This is a genomic window from Pseudomonas artemisiae, assembly GCF_057128685.1.
This window is the reverse complement of the sequence record NZ_JBSKHS010000004.1, coordinates 202,122-217,284: the sequence shown is the minus strand read 5'-3', so window position 1 is coordinate 217,284 and position 15,163 is coordinate 202,122. Positions and strand designations below refer to the sequence as shown.

The 15,163-nt window shown below is 60.4% G+C and carries 15 protein-coding genes and 1 pseudogene; 7 read left to right on the top strand and 9 right to left on the bottom strand.

Annotated elements, in window-relative coordinates:
- Window positions 1-58: 58 nt before the first annotated feature.
- Window positions 59-1,165: an NADH:flavin oxidoreductase/NADH oxidase gene (locus ACWKV4_RS07145; protein ID WP_483831373.1), complete on the bottom strand. Its 1,107-nt coding sequence runs from the start codon at window positions 1,163-1,165 to the stop codon at window positions 59-61.
- A gap of 305 nt (window positions 1,166-1,470) precedes the next feature.
- Between ACWKV4_RS07145 and ACWKV4_RS07140 the strand changes: the two genes are divergently transcribed.
- Together ACWKV4_RS07140 and ACWKV4_RS07135 are read left to right on the top strand one after the other, a co-directional pair.
- On the top strand, window positions 1,471-2,073 hold the full coding sequence (locus tag ACWKV4_RS07140; RefSeq protein ID WP_483831372.1) for an SCO family protein: 603 nt from the start codon (window positions 1,471-1,473) through the stop codon (window positions 2,071-2,073).
- Window positions 2,073-2,528: a copper chaperone PCu(A)C gene (locus tag ACWKV4_RS07135; RefSeq protein ID WP_483831371.1), complete on the top strand. Its 456-nt coding sequence runs from the start codon at window positions 2,073-2,075 to the stop codon at window positions 2,526-2,528. The genes ACWKV4_RS07140 and ACWKV4_RS07135 overlap by 1 nt, the downstream gene beginning before the upstream one ends.
- Window positions 2,529-2,532: 4 nt before the next feature.
- On the opposite strand, the gene ACWKV4_RS07130 is transcribed toward ACWKV4_RS07135, so the two are convergent.
- From ACWKV4_RS07130 to ACWKV4_RS07120, 3 genes are all read right to left on the bottom strand, one after another.
- On the bottom strand, window positions 2,533-2,820 hold the full coding sequence (locus ACWKV4_RS07130; RefSeq protein WP_483831370.1) for a c-type cytochrome: 288 nt from the start codon (window positions 2,818-2,820) through the stop codon (window positions 2,533-2,535).
- 35 nt (window positions 2,821-2,855) lie between these two features.
- Window positions 2,856-3,134 carry a hypothetical protein gene (locus ACWKV4_RS07125; RefSeq protein ID WP_483831369.1) on the bottom strand — a complete coding sequence of 93 codons (279 nt, stop codon included), beginning with the start codon at window positions 3,132-3,134 and terminating at the stop codon, window positions 2,856-2,858.
- Between the two features lie 105 nt (window positions 3,135-3,239).
- Entirely contained in the window at window positions 3,240-4,103 is an 864-nt protein-coding gene (locus ACWKV4_RS07120; RefSeq protein WP_483831368.1) for an OBAP family protein, read from the bottom strand.
- A 146-nt stretch (window positions 4,104-4,249) separates the two neighbouring features.
- Between ACWKV4_RS07120 and ACWKV4_RS07115 the strand changes: the two genes are divergently transcribed.
- The 3 genes and pseudogenes from ACWKV4_RS07115 (at window position 4,250) to ACWKV4_RS07105 (ending at window position 6,353) form a co-directional block, all read left to right on the top strand.
- Entirely contained in the window at window positions 4,250-4,633 is a 384-nt protein-coding gene (locus tag ACWKV4_RS07115; RefSeq protein WP_483831367.1) for a c-type cytochrome, read from the top strand.
- A gap of 88 nt (window positions 4,634-4,721) precedes the next feature.
- A pseudogene (locus tag ACWKV4_RS07110) lies at window positions 4,722-5,495 on the top strand (MCP four helix bundle domain-containing protein); the annotation flags it as partial.
- The gene (locus ACWKV4_RS07105; RefSeq protein WP_483831470.1) at window positions 5,490-6,353 is read left to right on the top strand and encodes a methyl-accepting chemotaxis protein; all 864 of its coding nucleotides are present in this window, start codon (window positions 5,490-5,492) and stop codon (window positions 6,351-6,353) included. The pseudogene ACWKV4_RS07110 and the gene ACWKV4_RS07105, both read left to right, overlap by 6 nt.
- 13 nt (window positions 6,354-6,366) lie before the next feature.
- Here ACWKV4_RS07105 and ACWKV4_RS07100 read toward each other — a convergent pair whose 3' ends face one another.
- The 3 genes from ACWKV4_RS07100 to ACWKV4_RS07090 form a co-directional block, all read right to left on the bottom strand.
- Entirely contained in the window at window positions 6,367-8,766 is a 2,400-nt protein-coding gene (locus tag ACWKV4_RS07100; RefSeq protein ID WP_483839544.1) for an ATP-binding protein, read from the bottom strand.
- Window positions 8,767-9,474: a response regulator gene (locus tag ACWKV4_RS07095; RefSeq protein WP_483831365.1), complete on the bottom strand. Its 708-nt coding sequence runs from the start codon at window positions 9,472-9,474 to the stop codon at window positions 8,767-8,769.
- 562 nt (window positions 9,475-10,036) lie between these two features.
- Complete coding sequence (locus ACWKV4_RS07090) at window positions 10,037-11,047, bottom strand: DNA-binding protein (protein ID WP_483831364.1); 1,011 nt, start codon at window positions 11,045-11,047, stop codon at window positions 10,037-10,039.
- Between the two features lie 134 nt (window positions 11,048-11,181).
- Between ACWKV4_RS07090 and ACWKV4_RS07085 the strand changes: the two genes are divergently transcribed.
- Both ACWKV4_RS07085 and ACWKV4_RS07080 read left to right on the top strand, forming a co-directional pair.
- A complete protein-coding gene (locus tag ACWKV4_RS07085; protein ID WP_483831363.1) occupies window positions 11,182-12,108 on the top strand; it encodes a site-specific integrase in 927 nt (308 codons plus the stop codon).
- Between the two features lie 84 nt (window positions 12,109-12,192).
- Window positions 12,193-13,089: a J domain-containing protein gene (locus tag ACWKV4_RS07080; protein WP_483831362.1), complete on the top strand. Its 897-nt coding sequence runs from the start codon at window positions 12,193-12,195 to the stop codon at window positions 13,087-13,089.
- A gap of 87 nt (window positions 13,090-13,176) precedes the next feature.
- Here the strand turns inward: ACWKV4_RS07080 and ACWKV4_RS07075 are convergent, their stop codons facing one another.
- Entirely contained in the window at window positions 13,177-13,569 is a 393-nt protein-coding gene (locus ACWKV4_RS07075) for an AprI/Inh family metalloprotease inhibitor (RefSeq protein ID WP_483831361.1), read from the bottom strand.
- Window positions 13,553-14,962: a serralysin family metalloprotease gene (locus ACWKV4_RS07070; RefSeq protein ID WP_483831360.1), complete on the bottom strand. Its 1,410-nt coding sequence runs from the start codon at window positions 14,960-14,962 to the stop codon at window positions 13,553-13,555. The genes ACWKV4_RS07075 and ACWKV4_RS07070 overlap by 17 nt, the downstream gene beginning before the upstream one ends.
- Window positions 14,963-15,163 lie beyond the last annotated feature (201 nt).

The following is a 15,163-nucleotide window of genomic DNA, read 5'->3' as shown; positions in this document are numbered from 1 at the left end:
AGCTTGCTTTAAGCTTGCACAGGCTTCCCAGGCTGGCCTGGGAAGCGCTAGCCAGGGTTTAACGGCGCGCGGCAGGCTCGTAACGCTGCAGCCAGTGCGCGTAAGGCGCGGGCAATACCCAAGAGGGCTTGTCCACCCCAAGCTGTTTGGCGGCGTAATAGCTCCAGTGTGGGTCGGCCAAGTGGGCGCGGCCCACCATTACCAAGTCCAATTGGTCATTGGCGATGGTGTCCTCGCACAACTGCGGTTCATCCACGCCCCAGGCCGTGGCCACTGGCAAGCCCGCTTCCTTACGCACCCGTTGCGCGATAGGCGCCAGGAACGCCGGGCCCCACGGAATATTCGCCTCGGGCGTGCTGAAGCCGATGCTCACGCTAAGCATATCCAGGCCCGCGCCTCGCATGGTTTTGACCAGGGCGATGGACTCTTTCAAGGTTTGCTCATCGTTACCGTCGAATTCCAGCACACCGAAGCGCGCGGTCAGCGGCAGGTGTTCTGGCCACACTTCACGCACGGCTTCAAGGGTCTCGAGCAGGAAGCGGCCACGGTTCTCAGCGCTGCCACCGTAGGCGTCGGTACGCTGGTTGGCGTGGGCAGAGAAGAAGCTCTGGGCCAGGTAGCCATGGGCAAAGTGCAGCTCAAGCCACTCAAAACCAGCCTCCAGGGCACGTCGCGCGGTGGCAACGAAATCATCTCGCACACGCTCGATGTCTTCGAGGGTCATTTCCCGAGGCACCTGAGGCAGGTTGGCGCCAAAGGCGGTAGCCGAAGGCGACAAGGTTTCCCAGCTGCGGGCGTCGCTGGCGGCAATGTGGTCATCACCTTCCCACGGGCGGTTCGCGCTCGCCTTGCGCCCGGCGTGGGCGATCTGAATGCCCGCCACGGCGCCACCGGCCTTGATGGCCGCAGCGATCTGCGCCATGCCCTCGCCTTGCTCGTCGTTCCACAGCCCTGTGCAGCCGGGGGTAATGCGCCCTTCTGGGGATACCGCGGTCGCTTCTACGATCACCAGGCCAGCGCCGCCACGGGCCAGGCTGGTGTAGTGAGCCAGGTGCCAGTCATTCACGTAGCCGTCATGGGCGCTGTATTGGCACATGGGCGGCACCGCGATGCGGTTGCGCAAGGTAACGGATTTGAGCGAAAACGGCGTAAACAGTTTGGACATGAAAACCTCTGAACGGCTGAAAGCGACCCCTAGCTTAAAAGGGGTGGTTTCCAATCAGAAATCGTCTGCATCGATCCGTTCTATCAGTGTTGGTTATATCGACGTGGATAACTCAGCTTCTCAAGGCAGTGACAGGATGCCCAGGATCAACAGTAGCGCTCGTGTGATCACGTTCAAGGCGGTATCTGGTGGCTAACCTGGCACCAGCGGTGTTAGATTCCGCCCCATGAACGCGACCTACCTTGAACCAACAAAGCCCCTGGGCCTTGATACCTGTCGCGCACCTGTCCGGTATAGGAACCACAATGATTGACCTCACACGACGCCAACTCTTGGCGGGCAGCAGCGTGCTGGCCCTAGGTGCGCTGGCGGGCTGCGATCGCGGGAGCGACCTGGACTTCAAACACGGCAAGAACTTGAGCAACGAAGCGTTCGGGCGCACCTTCAAACTCACCGATACCCAGGGCAACACCAAAACCCTGTCCAGTTACTGGGGCAAAATGCCGATGGTGTTTTTCGGCTTCACCCAGTGCCCCGCGGTGTGCCCAACCACCCTGGCCAGGGCGGTACAGGCCAAGCGGTTGATGGGCAGGGACGGCGAGCGGCTTCAGGTGGTGTTCATTACCCTGGACCCGGAACGCGATACCCCACAGGTGCTGGAAACCTACGTCAAAATCTTCGACCCTTCATTCGAGGCGCTCACAGGCACGCCTGAGCAAATCGCAGCGGTGGCCAAGGAATTCAAGGTGTTCTACGAGAAGGTTCCAGCTGGCGATACCTATACCATTTCCCATACCTCGACCAGCTATGTATACGACTCACGGGGCACACTGCGCCTTGGCCTGTCCCATTCCTTGACCGCGCCGGAATGCGCGGAAGATTTGCTCACCTTGATGGAGTTGTGCTGATGAACCGCTTTGCCTTTACCTGCTTGCTGTCCCTTGCCTGGGCAGGTGCCGTGATGGCCGATACCAAGGTCAGCGATGCCTGGGTGCGTGCCGCGGTGCCGGGGCAGCCTGCGACCGGCGCTTTTATGACGCTGACCGCCGATAGTGCCTCGCGTCTGTTGGCGGTTCGGTCACCTCTGGCGCGTGAGGTACAGATTCACCGGATGCGCATGGACGGTGATGTCATGAGCATGACAGAGGTCAAGGCTGTGCCATTGCCTGCGCATCAGCCGGTATCACTGGACCCTCAGGGCTATCACATCATGCTGATGGGCCTTAACGGCGCGGTGAATGCTGGCGATAAGGTTGCGCTGACACTGACCGTGGAAGACAGCCAGGGCGTACAGCAAACCCTTGAAGTTAGCGCCCCCGTTCGGCCCTTGAATGCCGAGCACGGCGCACACAGCGGGCACTGAAGGGTTAGTGGGCCATCCACTCGATGACGGCGCGCAGGTCGTCATCGGTGCAGGTAAAGCACATGCCCTTTGGCGGCATGACGCTATAGCCTTTTTTTACATTCTCCAGCAGCACCTCGCTTCCTTTAGCCAGTCGCGGCTCCCACGCCACACTGTCGCCTTTTTTAGGGGCGCTGGCCAATTGACCGTCATGACACACCCCGCAGCTGGTTCGGAACACCTCTTCAGGCGTTTGGGCTGCCACTGCCAGTGGCGCGACAATGGACAACACTGCGATCAACGGCGCTTTCAACGGTCACCTCGTTCACGGCCCACAGGGCCTGCTGCCTACAACAGGCCGCGGGCAGTAAGGGCGCGAATCTGCTGGGTGAAGTACGTGACTTCATCCGCGCAGATGGCCCCCGTCACCACCAGGCCGCTTAAATAGCCAAGCAATTCGGCCTGCAGATAACCCGGCGCCTCGGGGCCCAGGGCCCGAGTGAGAAATTCGTTAACCTGGGTTTGATGGCCCCAATTGGGCACACCACAAATATGAATCGCGGCCAGCGCCTTGAAAAAGTCACTGATCGACCGCTCATCAAGAGCGTCGAGTTTCTGATCGGACATGTCACCCTCGTTTACAGCGGATAGGGCCACGACAACCAGACGTCACAACCATGGCGGTGGGTTAACTGTACGCGCTTCGCTTGTTAAGGCAAAGCGCCGCTTCGCTCATTGGCGCGGTCGAGGTTCAATGGAATGGGCGTTCTGGCCAGTTGTGGGGTTCACCCCCTGCCCCCGTTGCATGGCCCCGTGCTGCTGGCCCGTGGGATCACTGAGCTGTATGACCTTGCCCTGCTGCCAGGCATCGGCGCCAGGGGCAACCTGGGGCGCTATGATGTCGGCCCGTTGACGTTTTTCCTCGGCGCTGTTTACGCCCAATCGATGGTCCCGTTCGGCCACCAGCGCAGGGTCGATCTGCCCGTCGGCGGTAAACCCCATCATCAGTTGAGGCACGCCCAAGGGCAGGGTTTTGTCCAGGTCCGTATGCCAGGTGTGCCAGGTTTTACCGTAGGTGTGCACCAGCTTCTCCATCAGCGCATGTTCGGCAGGCGCCGGGATTCCAGGCGCAACCAGCTGGCCGGACTTCACCTCATGCCCGTGGCTGTGCCAAAGAGGTTTCTCTGCCGCCGGCAAGGTGGCAAAAAGCTGCTCGCTGATGATGTATTCAACCCCCATCAACTTGGCATCCTTGACGTTACCGTCATAGATCACGCACTGAATCACTTCTTCGTTAAGGATCGAGCAGTAGTGGTGGGCTTCCATCTGGGCGCCAGGGTGGCCGTTGTAGAAGTGAAACCCGTCCAGGTAGGCATTGAGGGCATCGATGGGCGGCCGGCTTTGCAATAAAGCGGCCCCGCTGTCCAGGGCGATGGTCGACGCTTTTTTGTCCGCCCCTGGGGCGGTCACGTCTGATCGGGTATTGTTGCCGCTACAACCTGCCGTCAGGGCCAGGGCAAGGGTCAACCCGCACAGGCCCACCCCACGTTGGGGCAATATTGTCGAAGGGTATGCTGTAGCACGTTGGGCGTTCATGGCGATCCTGCCTAGGCTATGTGGCTAGATAGACCGCCAGGGTACGGAGGGGGTTCAGGTGCGACAAGGTGTCGCTAGCTTGCCGCTTGTGTCGAAGGGCTATCCGCTCTATTTATGCCCGTTCACTCTTTACCCTGGAGCGTCCAATGCCTCGCCCCTTACAGTATGCCCTGAGCCTGATGGTGTTCTGCGCCCTGGCCCCGCCGGTATTGGCCGATGGCGACGTGGAGGCTGGCCGCGCGATCTTCCAAGCCCGCTGCACCGGCTGCCATGCCATTGGCCCAGGGGCACAAGCGGCATTCGGACCGCAGCTCAATGGCGTGGTGGGCCGTAAGGCCGGTACCAGCGACTATCAGTATTCAGCCGCCATGCAGCAGGCAAGCGTTGTGTGGGACGAAGACACGCTCAAAGCCTATATTGACGACCCTAAGGCCGTGGTACCCGGCACCCGCATGAATTTCTGGTGGATCGGCAGCGATCAGAAACTCAGCGACCTGGTCGCGTACCTGAAGTCCCAGCCCGCACAATGACCGCACATCGCCACTATTGAGCCGATGACTCAAGATTCACCGGTTCCGCCGATAAGAAGGGCAATCTAACTTTTTTCAGGCCCTTCCCATGTTCTTACGAAACGTGCGCATCGCTCAGCGTGCCATGCTGTGCTTTGGTTTCTTTGCGGTATTGATTATAGGTTTCGGCCTGTTCTCCCTGGCGCAGGTTTCGACCATCCGCGCCTCTCAAAACCTGCTGCAAACCAACGTGCTGCCCAGCGTGCAAGCCATCGATAAACTGCGTAACGACATGCTGTCCATCCGCCTGGCCAACAGCACCTTGCGCCAAGCCAAAGACAGTACTGCCGCGGCGGCTGTGGAGCAGCGGATCGAAAAAGCCCGCGCTCACATGGACCACACCCTGGATGCACTGCGCGCCTTGCTGATCAGCGAGAAGGGGCAAGCTACCTTTGCCCAACTGCGTCAGGCCATTGAAAACTACCTCAAGGTACATGACCGCTACCTGACTGCCATACGCGCAGGCCAAGAAGAACAAATTGCCGCCATGCTCTCCAGCACCGGTGAAATGACCACCGGCGCCGAACAGGTAGAAGCATTGATCGATCAGCTCAACGCGCTGATCGATGGCAAGGTCAAGCGCGAGGACGGTAACGCCGCGGCTACCTATGATCAGGCTCGGGAAGTCACGATAATCGTGATCCTGCTGGCAGTGGCCGCCACCGTGGCCTTGGCGCTGTTGTTCACCCGTAGCCTGGTAGCGCCACTCACCCGCGCGGTAGGCGTGGCTGAACGCATTGCCAAGAACGACTTCAGCCAAACGGTGGTGGTGGACGGCAAGGATGAGCCGGCCCGCCTGCTAGCTGCCCTAAGCCAGATGCAAACCAACCTACGGTCCACCGTAACCGAACTGGGTGATTCCTCCAGCCAGCTGGCCTCCACGTCCGAGCAGATGGCCGCCGTTACCGATGAGGCCTTGCGTGGGATTCAGCGCCAGAACGATGAGATCGCCCAATCCGCCACCGCCATGAACCAAATGTCCGCCGCTGTAGACGAAGTGGCCAATAACGCCGTATTGGCGTCCGAAGCCGCCCGTGACTCCAATGCTGCCGCCGAGCATGGGCAGCGCCAAGTGGCCCAAACCGTGACCTCCATTCATGACCTGCAAGGGGCTGTGGACCGCGCGGCCGGTGAGCTCAATGAGCTGGCCGGGCAAGTACGCAGCATTGGCGGGGTGCTGGAAGTGATTCGTGGGGTGGCCGAACAGACCAACCTGCTAGCGCTTAACGCAGCCATCGAAGCCGCCCGTGCCGGTGAAGCCGGGCGCGGATTCGCGGTAGTCGCCGACGAGGTAAGGGCCCTGGCCCATCGTACACAGCAGAGCACCGCGCAGATCGAGGACATGGTGGTGTCGATCCAGACCGGCGCCGATAAGGCAGTAAGCTCCATGACCGACAGCAGCGAGCGGGCCAAGGTCAGCGTAGACGTGGCTCAGGCCGCCGGGGCCGCCCTGGACGCGATCACTGCCGCCATCGCGCAAATCAATGCGCGCAACCTGAACATTGCCTCTGCTACCGAACAGCAGGCCCAGGTAGCCCGCGAAGTGGACCGCAGCCTGGTCAGCATTCGCGACCTGTCTACCCAAACCGCCGCCGGTGCCCAGCAAACCGCGTCTGCGGGCAATGATTTGTCCCGCCTGGCCGGGAACCTCAATGGTACTGTCAAACGCTTCAAACTCTAGAGCCGTTCGCAGGCTAAGGCTGAAGGGCAGCGCCCTCGGCCTGGCCTGCCCGCCCTAGCGCCTGGCGCAAGTAGCGCAGTTGTTCTAAAGAAGGCGGGCGCGGCGGGTCACTGTTGAGCTGGGTTTCCAAGGCTCCGGCCAAGGCGGCCACTTCCGTAGCACCTACCATCAAGGCCGCGCCGTAGATACGATGAGCCAAATGGCCTATGTCGGCCAGCTCCCCTGCCCTTAGAGCAGCCTCCAGGCTTAGCAAATCCGCTTCGGTACTGGTGACGAACAGCCCATGGAGTTGTTTGTTGGGCGCTGCCTCATGGGCCGGCGTGGCTGCAACCCACAGGCTGAGCAAGGCTTGCAGCTCGGCCAGGCGCAAGGGTTTGCTCAGGGTGGCGTCCATGTCGCTAGCGAATACCCGTTCCCGATGGGCGTCGTCATTGGCGGCCGAAATGGCCAGCACGGCCATTCTAGGTAGCGCCATGGCCTGTTCTCGCGCGCGGATCTGCCGCGCCACCTCATAGCCGTCCATGCCAGGCAACTGACAATCGAGCAACACCGCGGCGATATCGGTTTCGGTGGCCAAGCGGGCCAGAGCGCTGGGCCCATCGGCGGCTAATTCGCAGCGATAGCCCAACGCTTCCAGTTGCAAGCCAATGGCTTTCTGGTTAACCGGATGGTCTTCGACCAGCAAGAGCCGAGGCGCTTCACCTTGCGGGGCTTGAGCGCGGGGCAGCGCCGCGCGTTCGTTAGGTTCCAGCGGGGGCTGCGCTGGCTCGACCGGTAGCCGCAACCAGACCCTGGTACCCTGCCCTGGCTGGCTGTCCAGGCCAATTTCACCCCCCATAAGCGTGGCCAGGTCTTTACAGATCGCCAGCCCTAGCCCGCTGCCGCCATAGCGCCGACTGGTGGAACTGTCGGCCTGTACGAAAGGCTGGAACAGTTGGGCTTGACGAGCGGACTCAATACCTACGCCCGTATCGCATACCTGGATCGATAGCAGGTAAGGCGTGTTTTGGCTCAAGCGTACGTTCAGGTCCACCCGCCCTTGGGCGGTGAACTTCACGGCATTGGCCAGCAGGTTGGACAGGATCTGCCGTAGCCGTACCGCGTCCACGCGAACCCAAGGGGCCTCAGGCCCTTCGCAGTGCAGGTACAGCCCAACCCCCTTCGATTGCGCCGACAGCCTGTGGATGTCAGCCACCGCTTCGGCCAAGCTCCAGAGGTCGGTGGGCTGCGGGTCCAGCTCCACCCGGCGGGCTTCTAACCGCGACAGGTCCAGAACGTTATCCAGCAGCTCCAGCAAGTTACCCGCCGCGTTGGAAGCCATCGCAGCCAATTGGTCCTGACGATTTTCCAGTGGGGTGCGTCGGAGCAATTCCAGCGAGGACACAATAGCGTTCATGGGGGTGCGAATCTCATGGCTCATCATCGCCAGAAAGGCGGTTTTCACCCCTTCGCTATGCTGCGCGGCCCTGCGCGCCAAGGTGGCGTGGCGCGCGAATACCATCAGTAACAGCACACATAGACCCAGCGCAAAGAGTTCCCAGCGGTAGTAGCGCAGCAACGTGTGCCAGGACGGCGCGCCAAACTCGCTCTGAGCCACCCAGCGCGCATCCATCTGGTCGGTTTCCCGGGAAGTGAGCGTGCCCAAGGCTTTATCGATGATGCTCTTGAGCATAGGCTCGCTGGGTGTCAGCCCCATGGTGATCACCGCTGGCATGTCGGAAATCACCCCGGACAGGTGAAGCTGATCGAGGTACTTGCGGCGCACCAACGGTCGCAAGGCCTGGTCCAGGCCGATGGCGGCATCGGCGATTCCGTCGTCAACCGCCGCCAGTGCTTCATTAGGGTCGTTGAGCAGCAACAAGTGAATGCCGGGGTAATTGCGCCTGAGGTAGCGCTCATAACCACCACCGCCCTTTACCGCGACCTGTTGCCCCTCAAGCTTGGCGGGGTTGTAGGTGATAGGCCGCGCGGCCTTGGTGATGATCACCGAAGCGCCCACGAAATAGGGCTCGCTGAACAGCAACCGATGACGAAGGTCGTCATCGAGTAGCCGTACGGATACCGCTGATACTGCCTCAAGCTCACCGCGCGCTATCATCTCAAGGCTGTGCTGCAGGTTCGGGCTATTGACCTGTTCGAACACCAGCCCGGTTACCTTGGCAATATGGTCGATGTATTCGCGCGTCAGCCCGCGATGCTGGCCGTGGGTGTCGCGGTATTCCATGGGCCAGTACGGGTCGATGGCATAACGCACGCGCGGATGCGCGCGTATCCAGGCGCGCTCTTGTTCGGTGTAGCCCGCGCTGCGGGCCTCGTCAACCATGGGGCCTGTGCTTTGCGCGGTACTCCAGGCGCAAAGGGGCAGGCCGCCAAGTATCGCAACCAGCGATACCAGCACACCACGGCGGGCCACTTAGCGCCGTTCCAATTGAGTGCGCAGCTTGAACAGCTCGTGGTCGGTGCGCAGCCCAAGCTTGCGATAGGCCGATTGTTTCTGCGCGCTGATGGTTTTGATACTGCGGGAAAACTTGGTCGCGATATTAGTGACTGACAAGCCGTCAAGGCAGCAACGCAGCACTTCCCGCTCGCGCAGGGTCAGGCTTTGGGTACCCACCAAGAACGCGACGGGCTCCTGCTCCTCGGTATCAGGCGTTTCCAATGGCAGGGTGGCGACATTATTGCGGTTGAGCTCGTTTTCCATGCTTGGGTGCAGGTAGATGCCGCCTGCGGCAACTACCCGTACTGCGTCGAGCAGCGCCTCCACGCCCAGCTCCTTGCCAACGAAACCCAACGCCCCGCAGCGCAGGCTCAGCGCCACCGTCGCGGGCGTGTGCAGTGAAGAAATCACGATGACCTTCACTTTGGGGTAGCGAGTGCCAATGGCCTTGATCAGGTTCAGGCCGTCGACTTCACCCGGGCTAAGGGAGTAGTCCAGCACCACAATATCGGCCTCTTGGGTGCGTAACGCCTGGAGCAGTGCGCGGCTGCTGTTATACGTGCCGGCAACGGCGATGCCGGGTTGACTGGCCAACACATGGGCGATGCCGTGGAGGATGAATTCGTGGTCGTCCAGCAGCATCAGCTTGAGCGTGGCTGCTGGTGCTTGGGTCGCGAGTTTCATGCCACGGCCTCCTGTGCATGAGAGAGAACCGGAGCTGCTTGGGCCAGGGTCGACGGCGGGAGGAAAGTGCTCAGAATATTCATGGTGCCAAGCCTCGAAACTTTCGGTTCATGGCGCGCCCCGGGGCGCCCCGTTAGGGAGTTCGCCGGAAGGCTTGGCTCGGGGTAGTCCCGTTTTTTCAGAGCTTAGCTTGCAGAAATTCCAGCACGATTGCCAGAAGATGCTGCCCGCTTTTAAGCCCACCGTTGAACTGGCCGCGCACTTTAGGGGGTGGGCGGAGGCTTTAGTATCGGATTATTCCTAATTTTAACTAACCGTTACATTTTTAGACGGTATGTACACCAGTACATAAGCGTGGGATCCATGCCTGGCAGCGATAGTGGCTATCGACACAGCTAATTAAGCAATGCCGGGCCTGGGTGCTAACGTAGGCCTCGAAGAAAGAAACCGCCAGGCCCATGCATCCCCCCGCCGCGTGATCCGCCTGGTGTGTCTCCCTTCGTCCTTTGGTGATAAACGTTAGCCACCTCCCTCGCGGGCGGTGGCTTTTTTTGCATGATCGTCACGCCGGGTTCATTAGCGCTACCTGCGCGGTCAGGCTCTGACAGGCCGCCTTCGTCTCGGCCAAGGCTTCCTCTAACAAGCGGCTTCGGGCCCGTGCCTCGGCCAGCTCATCGGCCTGGTCGGCAACAGCCTGCTGTTTGGCGACCATTGCCTCGCGCGCTTCAGACAACTGAGCGGTCAGCACTTCCCGCGCGCCTTGTGCTTGTCCATGGGCCGCGGCCAAGCGTGCAACCTCTGCCTGAAGCAACCCGCCCTGTTCGGCGGCCTGGTTGCGGGCCAATTCGCTCTGGGCCAGGGCCGCCAGCAGCCGTTCGTTGTCCCGGTTGAGCCTGGTGAGTTCTTCCTGCCTTACGATCAGCGCCTGTTGCGCCTGGCGCAGTTCGGCCTGTACCTGCTGTACCTGGCCCTCATGACGGCGCTGCTCCTGATCACGCTGCTCGCGGCTGGCGGCGCGGTAATGCTCCAGCGCTTCCCTGGCGTGTTGATGTTTTTCTTCCAGCGAGGCCACTTGCTGTTGTTTATCGGCCAGGCGCACTTCGAGGTCTTCATACGCCTGAGCCAAGCGTGCGTTGCGGGTTTGTTCGGCCTGGGCCGTGGCTTGGCTTTCATGCAAGTGGCCAAGGGTTTGCGCCAAGGCTTCTTCACTCCCAGTCAGGCGTTGTTCAAGGGCTTGGACTTGGCGGGATAACCCTGCGGCCAGGGTGTGGGCCTGCGCGAGCTCGTCATCAAACGCAGCCTGGGCGGTATCGATACGAGCTTGGGCTTCATCATGCAGGCGTTGCGCGAGGGTGCTAACCAGTGAAGTCAGCTCATCGCTAATCGACCCCATGCCTTCAGACAGCGTGCCTTGGGCCTGTTCCAGTTCCTTAAGGTAGCGATGAATGGTGCTTTTCGACCCGGTGTTGCCTAGCTCGATACGGATGGCGTCGATGCTGGGGTTCAACCCACGGGCGATCAGGGCATTGCGCGCCGTTTCGACCACTGCTTTGTTGATGCCGCCACGGGCCATATCCACTCCTGGGTTTCGTTCTGTAGTACATATACTGTAATTACATACTATTTATACAACGCATACAATGGTTTTCATGTTCATCTTTAAACGTGATAATGGCGGCTTATCACAGGTGAGGGAAATTTTCGGTTATGAATCGCGTCGATCAGTACATCCAGGCGGCCACCCGCGCTAACACTCGGCGCAGCTATAAAGCAGCGCTGGAGCACTTTGAAGTCACCTGGGGTGGCTTGTTGCCAGCAACGGCGGATAGCGTGGCCAGGTATTTGGCTGATCACGCTGCCACCCATGCAGTCAGCACGCTGCGCCAGCGCATGGCAGCCTTGGCGCAATGGCACATCAGCCAGGGTTTCCCTGACCCTACCAAGGCCCCCATGGTGCGGCAGGTATTGCGCGGTATCGGTACCCTGCACCCCTCGCCGCCACGGCAGGCGGTGCCTTTGGCGCTCACCCACCTGCGGCAGGTCGTGGAGCGCCTTGAGCTGCAGGCCACCCAGGCACATACCGAGGGCGACCTACCCGGGTTGTTGCGCGCTCGGCGGGATCAGGCATTACTGTTACTGGGGTTTTGGAAGGGCCTGCGCAGTGACGAGTTGGGGCGGCTACGGGTGGAGCACATCCAGGTAGAAGGTGGCGTGGGGCTGACGCTGTTCCTGGCCCAAACCAAAACCGACCACCGTGCGCTGGGGCAACAAAGCCGTATCCCTGCGTTGCGTCAGCTATGCCCGGTCAAGGCCTATAGCGCCTGGATAGCCGCGGCGGGCATTGCCACCGGCCCGGTATTCCGCAAGCTGGATCGCTGGGGCAACTTGGGCGATGAAGGGCTGCACCCCAGTAGCTTCATACCACTGATGCGTGGGGCCTTCGTTCGGGCCGGGGTGGACGCGACCGCGCTGACCAGCCACTCCCTGCGACGTGGCTTTGCGACCTGGGCCATGAACAACGGCTGGGACCTGAAATCGCTAATGAACTATGTGGGCTGGAAGGATATGAAGTCCGCCCTGCGCTATATCGACCCCGCCGAGGCCTTTGGGGGCATGGCGTTACGTTTGTCGTGAGGGCGCCATACCGATATTCAATATGCTGATGGAACTCAATGCCTCGCGGTACCACCTAGCGTTATCAGCAATCTAGGAGGCAGCATGAGCATCGCGACTGTAGCCCGTGCGGCGGCAAAGTTAGTCAGCCAAGAGGTTACCCCGGCGAAGATCAAAGGCGCGGTGGATGTGTGCGCTAAGATCGCCGGCGGTGCAAAACTGCAGATGAAGGATTCGTTGCTTAAGCAATGTGAGTCAGCACCTACCGAGACCGCACTCCAAGCGTTCTCTCTGGTATCAAAGGCGTTCCAAGGGCTGTTTCCTACAAAGGAGGAGGCGCCCCATGCGACAGGCGGTTCATTCAAAATGGATGGCGCTGCCTATGGGGCTCATAAGGTTGAATATGAACGCGACGCAAAAGACCCTACGAACATAGGCTCTCTAAATATCCTCAATAAGGCAGGGGCATCGATCCTGGCCTTGGGTAAGCAAGTGGCCAGTACCGCATTAGATGCGGTGCCAGAACAGCATAAAGACCTTCTCACCGCTGGCGGCTTGCGCAACGCTGCGATCAATAGCCGGTCAAGTTTGAGTAGCGCGCTGATGAATCTGGCATCCCAGGGCTTGGGTAGGTCTCGGCAATCATTTAACGGCGCACCGCCACCTTCTTTTGGCCACCAGGCGCACGCGGATGCGCCCCCGCCGTTACCACCTCGCCCACCGGCAGGCACCTATGACGCAAGGCGCCCCTCAGGGGAGCCGCCAAAACCTCAACCGGCAGGCTCCGCCAACGCGAACGCGCAAACACCGCCTACCCCTAAGCCGAAGGAGCCCCATGAGCTGCTTAACGTGGCCAAAAATGCTACCCGCGCCGAGCTCAAAAAGGCCTATCACACGCTCGCCTTAAGTAAGCACCCTGATAAAAACCCAGAAGCGGCCGACGAATTTGTAAAGATTAAAGATGCTTACGAAACACTGATGAAAGCCAGCGGCTGGCAGTGAGAGCGTAGAGGCCCTTGAAGCCTAATTGACGTGGCAAGCGCTGACGTTTGGCTTCTGGCCTAGGTGATCAAGCTATGGCCCGGTACCTTATTCGCTCATCCGCCTATTGTGGGTGTGCTGACGCTCCATCCATAACACATGGCCATCACGCGAGCGCCCACGGTATCGGCCGCTTGCGTCTGGATTGAGCACTAGTAGCGTTCGCCGTTCTTCGGTTAACAAGGCCAAACCGTCGGGCTTGCTCACCCAGCCGGCGGGTACCTTACCTAACCAATGAACCCCGCAGTCAGCCGCTTCCCGTCCAAGCTGCCCGCCCATACGCAACCGCAGGGCGCACCCCTGCTCGCGCTGGCCCTCGACGAACAGCCACCAGTTCCCCTCCAGTGCCTGGGCGCTTTTGGGGGCCAGGCTAGTGGCCCCCGCTGGCAGGTGCGCCATGGCCAAGGCAGCCAGGCAACAGGCTTTAAACCACGAAGTCACTGACCTGGGCCTCGCCAAGGATCTTGATGGCAAAGTCTGCGTGGTGGTCGCCGTTGAAGTCGATGGCCAGGTGCGTGCCATAGCCTGCGCTACGCAACACCGCGGCCCCTGTAGTACCGTCGAGGGTGTTGCTGAAATGGATCGGCGCGTTGCTGTCGGTATTCAACGCAGTCAGGTCGATATGATCCTGGCCGGTGGCAAAATCCATCAGCCTGTCCACCGCGCCCACTACTGAATCGCTTTGGGTGAAGTACACGAAAGTGTCAGCCCCTTCTCCACCCCAAAGTTTGTCTGCGCCGCCACCACCGGCCAATAGGTCATCGCCTGCGTTGCCGGTAAGCCAATTGTTCACCGCGTTGCCCAGCAGCAGGTCATTGCCACCGCCGCCCACGGCTTTTTCCAGGGTCACGCCTTGGGCGATTGACACATTCCCCACCAGCCCCCCTACGTCTGAGAAGCTGGCCTCGTTCAGGTTGATGCGCTGATTCATGTTGTAGCCGGAGAAGTCCAGCGTATCGACGCCGCCACCGTCCCATACCGAGAAGATCAGCGTGCTGTCCGCGGATGTAGCCGTGGTTTCTACCCGATTGCTATTGGCGTTGAAGCCATAGATCGTGCCGCCGGAGCGGGTATCGGTATTGGCGCCGTACAGCAACTGCATGGCCGCGATATCGTCCATCAAGGGCACGGAGGCGTAGGCGTTAGTGAAATCCTGGCCGGTGAAGTATTCATCCCAGTAGCTCATCACGGTGTAGCCACGTGAGTCCTCGGCGTAACCTGCGTCGTCGTCGTAACTCAGTATGCCGTTCCAGGCATCGTAATCACCCGGGTGCGCCAAGCCTAGGGTATGGCCGATCTCATGCAGCAGGGTCTGCCCGCCGTAATTGTTCACGCCGGCTTGGCCGTTTTCGGTATAACCCGGCCCTACCCAATACCAGGATTCGCCATCACGCACCGTGCCACTGGGGAGATAAGCAAAGGCCGCCTCACCCTTGGACTGGGAATAGCTGGCCATGCTCAGGTGGCCCTCACCGCCTTGGGCTGCCTCGGTGAAGGTCAGGTTGGCGACGTCGGACCAGCCGCGCAAGGCCAGTTTAGTCTGCGCCTGCTGCTGTGCGTTAAACACCAAGAAATCCCCCAGGCCGGTGTCGAACAATGCCGGTTGCGCCTGGGTGAAACTATAGGTAAGGGCAACCTTGCCATTACCGTCTTTGTCGTTGTAGTGAAAACCCAGCCGGGTCATCTGCGTGGCGGCCTGATCCACCGTATAGGACGGATGCCCGGCATTGGAGCCTGTCCCCCGGTCAGATTGATGGCGGAATTGATCAAGGCGCTGGTAAGCCTCGCTAGGGCTAAAGGATTCAACGGCGGTGACAAGCTCAAGGTCGGACATCAAGTAACCCTATTTATAAGGAGAGCGAGCGTAATCAGGTTCACAGGTTATGGCTAACGCTGGGGCCGGCGCCTTCTGGCTACCTGATGCCTCCACGCTGGCATACTCAAAGCAGCTCTGCCATGAGCTTTTTCTTGCTTTGTGAACTGGGTCGATGAAAGGTTTACATAGCGCTAGTCGGTAGCATATTCCACGGGTGCG

Excerpts from the sequence above, each read along its gene's own strand:
- ACWKV4_RS07135 (WP_483831371.1), top strand. The coding sequence starts at position 2,073 with ATGAACCGCTTTGCCTTTACCTGCTTGCTGTCCCTTGCCTGGGCAGGT.
- ACWKV4_RS07145 (WP_483831373.1), bottom strand. The coding sequence starts at position 1,165 with ATGTCCAAACTGTTTACGCCGTTTTCGCTCAAATCCGTTACCTTGCGC.
- ACWKV4_RS07070 (WP_483831360.1), bottom strand. The coding sequence starts at position 14,962 with ATGTCCGACCTTGAGCTTGTCACCGCCGTTGAATCCTTTAGCCCTAGC.
- ACWKV4_RS07105 (WP_483831470.1), top strand. The coding sequence starts at position 5,490 with ATGCAAACCAACCTACGGTCCACCGTAACCGAACTGGGTGATTCCTCC.
- ACWKV4_RS07115 (WP_483831367.1), top strand. The coding sequence starts at position 4,250 with ATGCCTCGCCCCTTACAGTATGCCCTGAGCCTGATGGTGTTCTGCGCC.
- ACWKV4_RS07140 (WP_483831372.1), top strand. The coding sequence starts at position 1,471 with ATGATTGACCTCACACGACGCCAACTCTTGGCGGGCAGCAGCGTGCTG.
- ACWKV4_RS07120 (WP_483831368.1), bottom strand. The coding sequence starts at position 4,103 with ATGAACGCCCAACGTGCTACAGCATACCCTTCGACAATATTGCCCCAA.
- ACWKV4_RS07090 (WP_483831364.1), bottom strand. The coding sequence starts at position 11,047 with ATGGCCCGTGGCGGCATCAACAAAGCAGTGGTCGAAACGGCGCGCAAT.
- ACWKV4_RS07125 (WP_483831369.1), bottom strand. The coding sequence starts at position 3,134 with ATGTCCGATCAGAAACTCGACGCTCTTGATGAGCGGTCGATCAGTGAC.
- ACWKV4_RS07080 (WP_483831362.1), top strand. The coding sequence starts at position 12,193 with ATGAGCATCGCGACTGTAGCCCGTGCGGCGGCAAAGTTAGTCAGCCAA.
- ACWKV4_RS07095 (WP_483831365.1), bottom strand. The coding sequence starts at position 9,474 with ATGAAACTCGCGACCCAAGCACCAGCAGCCACGCTCAAGCTGATGCTG.
- ACWKV4_RS07085 (WP_483831363.1), top strand. The coding sequence starts at position 11,182 with ATGAATCGCGTCGATCAGTACATCCAGGCGGCCACCCGCGCTAACACT.